The sequence below is a fragment of the Roseicyclus sp. genome (assembly GCF_052168335.1).
Classification (GTDB): domain Bacteria; phylum Pseudomonadota; class Alphaproteobacteria; order Rhodobacterales; family Rhodobacteraceae; genus Roseibacterium.
Genome location: NZ_JBQLZP010000509.1, coordinates 1 through 6,820 on the forward strand (window position 1 = coordinate 1; position 6,820 = coordinate 6,820).

A 6,820-nucleotide genomic window follows, 5' to 3' on the forward strand; every position below is an offset into this window, starting at 1 on the left:
CTCCGTCGCCCTCAGCCGCGAGGAGAGCGGGCGTCGCCACGCCGCCGAGGCCGAGGCCGAAGCCGCCTGATCCGGCCTGATCCCTCCGGGGAGCAGTCGCCACAGAGAAACGCGCCCGAGGGGCGCGTTTTTCTTTTCCGCGCCTCAGTCCCGTGGCAGAACGCGCGCGAGCGCCGGGTTGGGAAAGCGGCGGGGCAGGGTGATCGCCCAGAACGCCTCGTGCAGGTCCGGCAGCGGCAGCGCCTCGACCAGGAGGCCGCTCGACAGCTCGTCCTGCACCACGATCGGCGGCACGAGGCCGAGCCCCGCATCCTCGCGCACGAGGAGCCGCAGCATCGCCATGTCGTCGGCCTCGGCCGCGATCCGGGGCGAGAGGCCCTCGCGCGCCACCAGCCGGTCGAAATCGGCGCGGAGCGCGCTGCCCTCGGCGGGCAGGACGAGGGGCGCCGCCTCCAGCAGGTCGGCCAGCCCCGCGCCCTCGGGGATGCGGTGCGGATGGCCCACGAGGCCCACGGGCTGATCGTCGATCCGACGCTCGCTCCAGGTCGTCGACGCGTCGTGGCGCGGCGGCGCGTTCGTCAGCACCACGTCGAGGCGCAGGGCCTCGAGTTCCGCCAGCAGCTCGCCGATCGAGCCCGAGCGCAGCACCACCGAGACCTCGGGGTCCTGCACCAGCGGCCTCAGGAAATTCAGCTGGAAGTTCCGCGACAGCGTGGCGAGCGCGCCCACGCGCACCACCTGTCGCGCGCCCGCGCGCCCGGCCAGCGTCTCGACCAGCTCGTCGCCCGCCGCGAAGGCCCGCTCGGCGCAGTCGAAGGCGATGCGCCCGGCCTCGGTCAGCGCCATGGTCCGCCCCCGCCGTTCGAAGAGCGGATGGCCGAGCCGCGCCTCGAGCGCGCGGATCTGGGTCGAGACGGCGGATTGAGCGACGCCGAGCTTCTCGGCCGCGCGCGTAAGGTTCCCCTCGGCCGCGACGGCCCGGAAGGCGCGCAGGTGGGTGTAGTTCAGCAGGCTCATGCGTTCCCTTTATTAGAACGAAACGCTATCAACAATATATTTCACTTGGGGAAACCCGGGGGCTACCTCTTCGCGGACCGTCAGATAGTCCGAAAGGGTGCCGTGTCATGTCCCTCCTCGCCTACCTCCTGCCGCTCTCGCTCTTCGCCGCCGCGCTCGTCTGCTTCGCGGGTCCGGGCCTCCGTCCGAGGCGGAGCCTCGCACTCGTCGAGGGCGCCGCGCTCCTCGCGCTCGCGGGCGCGGTCCTCTTCGCGACGCTCGCCGCGACCTACGGCGCCACGACCTCGGCGCTGATCGGCGCGAACGGCCTCGGCCTCCAGGTCCGGGTCGATGCGCTCTCGGCGGTGATGGTCCTGCTCGTCGCCTTCGTCGGCTGGGTCGTGATCCGCTACGCCCGCACCTACATGGACGGCGACGCGCGGCAGGGCGCCTTCATGGGCGGGCTCGCGCTGACGCTGGGCTTCGTTCTGCTCCTCGTCACCTCGGGCAACATCGCGCAGCTCGTGCTGGCCTGGATCGGCACCAGCCTGTCGCTCCACCGCCTCCTCCTCTTCTACGGCGACCGGCCGACGGCGCGGCTCGCCGCGACGAAGAAGTTCCTCTTCGCGCGCACCGGAGACGTGTTCCTGATCTCGGCCGCGATCCTCCTCGTGCAGGGCTTCGGCACCGGCGAGATCGCCGCCATCTCCGCCGCGCTCCAGGCGGGCGAGGTGCCGGTCGGCGCAGGCTGGGCCGCCTTCTGCCTCGCCGTCGCCGCCCTCCTGAAATCGGCGCAGTTCCCGACCCACGGCTGGCTGACCGAGGTGATGGACGCGCCCACGCCGGTCTCGGCGCTGCTGCACGCGGGCGTCATCAACGCGGGCGGCTTCCTCGTCATCCGCTTCGCCGATCTCTTCCTCGCCGTGCCGGGCTTCGCGATGGGGATGCTCGCCATCGTGGGCGGGCTCACCGCCGCGCTCGCCTCGCTCGTCATGCTGACGCAGACGGCGGTGAAGTCGGCGCTCGCCTGGAGCACCGTCGCGCAGATGGGCTTCATGCTGCTCCAGTGCGGGCTCGGGGCCTTTCCGGCGGCGCTCCTGCACATCGTGGCGCATTCGCTCTACAAGGCGCATGCCTTCCTCGGCTCGGGCTCGGTCGTGGACCTCGCGCGGGCGCGGCTCGGGCACCGGCTGGCGCGCGTCCGGCCGGGCGACGCCGCGCTCTCGCTCGCCGTCGCGCTCTCGGCGGTGGGGCTGACCGGCTGGGCCTTCGGGGTCACGCTCGACAGCAAGCCCGCGCTCGTCGTCCTCGCCGCCGTCCTCGTCCTCGGCCTCGGGCATCTCGTGGCGCTGGCCATGGGGCAGGGCGCGCGGGGGCCGCTGGTCATCCGGGCGAGCCTCGTCTCCTTCGGCCTCGCCGCGCTCTACTTCGCGCTCCAGCTCGGGGCCGAGGCGCTGACCGCGGGCACGCTGCCCGAAACCGGCGCGGTCGGGGCAGGGCAGCAGGCCGTGATGGGCTTCGTCCTCCTCGTCTTCGCCGCCACCGCCGCGATCCAGGTCCTCGCGCCGGTGCGGCTCGCCGAGGGGCGCTGGCGCCCGCTCGCCACGCATCTGCGCCACGGGCTCTACGTGACGCCCGTGCTCAACCGCCTCATCGCGCCGAAACTCGCCTGAACCCCGGAGGGAATTCCCATGACCCACATCTCCGACTTCGCCCCCGCCGTCACCGAGACCGAGGCTCTGCGCGCCGCCGATGCCGCGGGCCGCCTCGTGGCGCCGCTCTGGCCGCTCTCGTCCTTCGTCGCCGTGAACCCCTTCCTCGGCTTCGCGGACAAGGGCTTCGAGGCCGCCATGGGCGATGTCGCCCGCATCTCGGGCGCGCGGATGACGCTGGCCCCGTCCGCCTACGCCGCGGCGATCGAGACGGGCCGGATCACGGCGGAGGATCTCGACGCAGCGGTCGCCCTCCACCCGCAGGTCGCGCCCGACGGCAGGACGCTCGCCCGGATGGCGCGCGACGCGTCCGACAAGGGCCCGGCCCCGCTCCCCACGCTCGCCCATCTGGCGGGCGAGGCGACGGGTCAGGCCTGGGCGCCGCGCGTCGCGGCCCATGTCGCCGACTACGCCGCCCACCACTTCGACGCGGGCCAGAGCGCCTGGTCGACCGCCATCGCCGAGCCCTCGCTCTGGGCCGACTGGCGCGCCGACGCCGCCCATGACCTCAGCCTGTCCGCCATGGGACTGCCCGCCGCCCGCATCGCGGAGCTGCCGGACACGCCCGGCGCGGCGCTCGCCCACATCGCGGGCGCGCTCGACATCGAGGGCGCGGCCCTCGAGGTCTGGTTCGCGCGCCTCCTCTACACGGTGCAGGGCTGGGCAGGGCACGCGCGCTACCGCCTCTGGCAGGCCGAGCTTGCGGGCGGCACCGACGCCGCCCTGACCGAGCTCCTGGCGATCCGCGCCGTCTGCGACTGGCTCTGCCGCGATCTCGTTCCGGCCGAGGCCTGGGAGGCGGTCAAGAAGGACTACGCGAGGCCCCCCGTGCCGGGCGCGGACGCGGCGCTTCTCGCCGCGCTCCAGTCCGCCTACGAGGCCGGCTGGCGGCGGGAGACCTTCGCGGCGCTCGGCCGGGGGCCGGCCGCGTCCGACACGCGCCCGCCCGTGCAGGCCGCCTTCTGCATCGACGTGCGCTCCGAGGTCTTCCGCCGCGCCTTCGAGACGGCCATGCCGGGGGCCGAGACGCTGGGCTTCGCGGGTTTCTTCGGTGCCGCGGTCTCGTACCTGCCGCTCGGCGCCGCGCAGGAAACGGCGCGCTGCCCCGTCCTCCTGTCGCCCGCGGGCTGCGCCCATGACGAGGGGCCGGAGGCGCTGGCCGAGGCGCGGGCCGAACGCATCGCCGCCACCTCCGTCTGGGCGCGCTTCAAGCAGGCCGCGGTGTCCAGCTTCGGCTACGTGGAGACCATGGGCCTCGCCTACGCGCCCCGCCTCGCGGCCCAGAGCCTGAAGGCCACGACCGCGCTCGCCCCCCGCCACCCGGGCCTGACGGTCGAGGAGGCGGCGACGCTCGCCCCCTCGCTCGACGTCATCGCGCCCGAGGCGCGGGTCGGCACGGCGGCGACGATCCTGCGGGCCATGTCGCTGACCGGGCCCTTCGCGCGGCTCGTCGTACTTTCGGGCCACGGCGGCACCTCGCAGAACAACCCGCACAACGCGGGCCTCGACTGCGGCGCCTGCGGCGGCCATGACGGCGAGGTGAACGCCCGCCTCGTCGCGCGCCTCCTCAATGACCCGGAGGTCCGCGCGGGCCTTCCGGGCGCGGGGATCGACGTGCCCGGGGATACCGTCTTCGTGCCCGCGCTGCACGACACGACCACCGACGAGGTGACGCTCTACGACACCGCGCCCCATGCCGCGACGCACGGCGAGGATCTCGCCCGCCTCAAGGCCGCGCTGCGGGAGGCGGGCCGCATCGCGCGGGCCGAGCGCGCGCTTCTCCTCAACCTCGAGGAGGGCGCGCGGGTGGACGACGCCGTGCAGTCCCGCGCACGCGACTGGTCGCAGACCCGGCCGGAATGGGCGCTCGCGGGCTGCGCCGCCTTCATCGTCGCGCCGCGCCACCGGACGCGGGGCGTGGACCTCGGCGGCCGCGCCTTCCTGCACAGTTACGGCTGGGAGGTGGACGCCGCCAACGGCTATCCGGTGCTGGAGCTGATCCTGACCGCGCCGCTGATCGTGGCGAGCTGGATCAACCTCCAGTACTACGGCTCGACCGTCGACAACGCCGTCTTCGGCGCGGGCAACAAGGTGCTCCACAACGTCTCGGGCCTGACCGGCGTGATCGAGGGTTCGTCGGGCGACCTCCGCCCCGGCCTGCCCTGGCAGTCGGTCCACGACGGCGAGCGCTTCGTGCACGAGCCCCTGCGGCTGGCCGCCATCGTCGAGGCCCCGGCCGGGGCGATGTCCGCGATCATCGCCAGGCACGAGGGGCTCGCGGCCCTCCTCGACAATTCGTGGCTCCACCTCTTCCGCATGGACGAGGCCGGCCGCGTGGCCGAGCGCTACATGCCCGGCGGCGGCTGGGCCCCCGTCGACGAGGCCGCGCCGGTCCCTTCCGCGCGCGTCGCCTGACCGGGCGAGCCGCCGGGTCAGTCCCGCCCGGCGGCGCGTCCGCGCAGGTGGAGCACCGTCTTCAGGAGTTCCGGCACCACGAGCAGCGGCAGCGCCAGCGCCGCGATGGTCCACCAGACCTCGCCGGGCAGCGGCACGGTCTGGAGGAGCACCTGCAACGGCGCCCAGTAGACCGCCGCCACCTGCAATCCCATCATCGCCGTGAAGGCCACAAGGAGCGCGCGGTTGCCGAAGAAGCCGAGCTTCCAGCACGGAGTCCTGAGCGAGCGGAAGGCGAAGACGCTCACCTTCTCGAAGACCACCATCGCGCTGAAGGCCGCCGTCCGCGCCACGTCGGTCCCGAGCGGCAGGAGGCTCTCGAAGAGCCAGACCGCCGCCACGCCCGTATAGGCCCCGAAGGCCAGGATCACCGGCAGGCTGCGGAGCCCGAGGATGCGCTCGCTTTTTGGGCGCGGCTTCTCGCGCATCTGCGCGGGATCGGCGGGCTCGAGCCCCAGCGCGACCGCCGTCACGCCGTCGGTGACGAGGTTCATCCACAGGATCTGCGTCGGCAGGAAGATCAGCGGCGAGAGCAGGATCGTGTTGATCACGATGGCCACGGCCTCGCCCGCGTTCGAGGACAGGAGGTAGCGCACGAACTTGCGCGTGTTGTCGAACTGCCGCCGCCCCTCGCGGATCGCCGCCACGATGGTCGCGTAGTTGTCGTCCATCAGCACGAGGTCCGAGGCGTCCTTGGCCACGTCCGTGCCCCGGATACCCATGGCGATGCCGATATCCGCCTTGCGGAGCGCGGGCGCGTCGTTCACCCCGTCGCCCGTCATGGCGACGGTCAGCCCCTGCGCCTGCAACGCGTCCACGATCCTCAGCTTGTGCGCGGGCGAGACGCGGGCGAAGGCGACCTCGCCCCTCAGCGCCGCGCCGAGCGCGTCGTCGTCGAGCGCCTCGAGTTCCGCCCCCGTCAGCACGCGCTCCGCGCCGATGCCGAGGGCCTGCGCGATGTTGCGGGCCGTCGCCGGGTGGTCGCCCGTGATCATCAGCGTCCTTATGCCCGCCCGCCGCGCCGCCCGGATCGCCGCGCGCACCTCGGTCCGCGGCGGGTCGATCAGGCCGACGAGACCGAGAAAGACCATGTCCCGCTCCGCGATCTCGGTCTCCGCCGTCTCGCGCGAGGCCAGCGCGATGATGCGCAGCCCCTCCGCCGCCAGCGCCTCGGCCCGGTCGTGCAGCGCCGCGCGGTCGGCCTCGGTCATGGGCATTGTCTCCCCGCCGGAGCGCCGCGCCGAGCAGGTCGGCAGCACCGTCTCGGGCGCGCCCTTCATGCAGATGCGGTGGCCCTCCGCCGTCGCCTCCATCACGCTCATGCGCTTGCGCTCGCTGGTGAAGGGCAGTTCCGCCACCCGCCGCGCGGGGTCGGGCGCCTCCGCCCAGGCCTTCTGCGCGAGGACGAGCAGCGCCGTCTCCGTCGGGTCGCCGAGCGGCAGCCAGCGGTCCCCCTCCCGCAGGAGACGCGCGTTGTTGCAGACCTGCGCCACCCGGCAGATCAGCGCGAGGTCCGCGTCGTCGGTTGCCCGCACCTTCTCCCCATCGACCTCGACATGGCCCGCCGGGTCGCGGCCCGAGCCCGTCACGCGGTAGTCGGCACGCTCGGTCACGACGCGGCTCGCCGTCATGGCGTTCTCGGTCAGCGTGCCGGTCTT

4 protein-coding genes are annotated in these 6,820 nt (G+C 73.6%); 2 read left to right on the forward strand and 2 right to left on the reverse strand.

The window, feature by feature from the left end; genetic code table 11:
- Positions 1–144: 144 nt before the first annotated feature.
- Positions 145–1,017, reverse strand: a complete 873-nt coding sequence (locus ACTS11_RS15535) for a LysR family transcriptional regulator (RefSeq protein WP_442641206.1) — start codon at positions 1,015–1,017, stop codon at positions 145–147.
- Positions 1,018–1,124: 107 nt separating this feature from the next.
- Here ACTS11_RS15535 and ACTS11_RS15540 point away from each other — a divergent pair, with 107 nt between their 5' ends.
- Together ACTS11_RS15540 and ACTS11_RS15545 are read left to right on the forward strand one after the other, a co-directional pair.
- Positions 1,125–2,669: a proton-conducting transporter transmembrane domain-containing protein gene (locus tag ACTS11_RS15540; protein ID WP_442641207.1), complete on the forward strand. Its 1,545-nt coding sequence runs from the start codon at positions 1,125–1,127 to the stop codon at positions 2,667–2,669.
- A gap of 18 nt (positions 2,670–2,687) precedes the next feature.
- Entirely contained in the window at positions 2,688–5,123 is a 2,436-nt protein-coding gene (locus tag ACTS11_RS15545) for a YbcC family protein (RefSeq protein WP_442641208.1), read from the forward strand.
- A gap of 17 nt (positions 5,124–5,140) precedes the next feature.
- Here the strand turns inward: ACTS11_RS15545 and ACTS11_RS15550 are convergent.
- The coding region (locus ACTS11_RS15550) for a cation-translocating P-type ATPase (RefSeq protein ID WP_442641209.1) at positions 5,141–6,820 on the reverse strand (1,680 nt) is incomplete at its 5' end.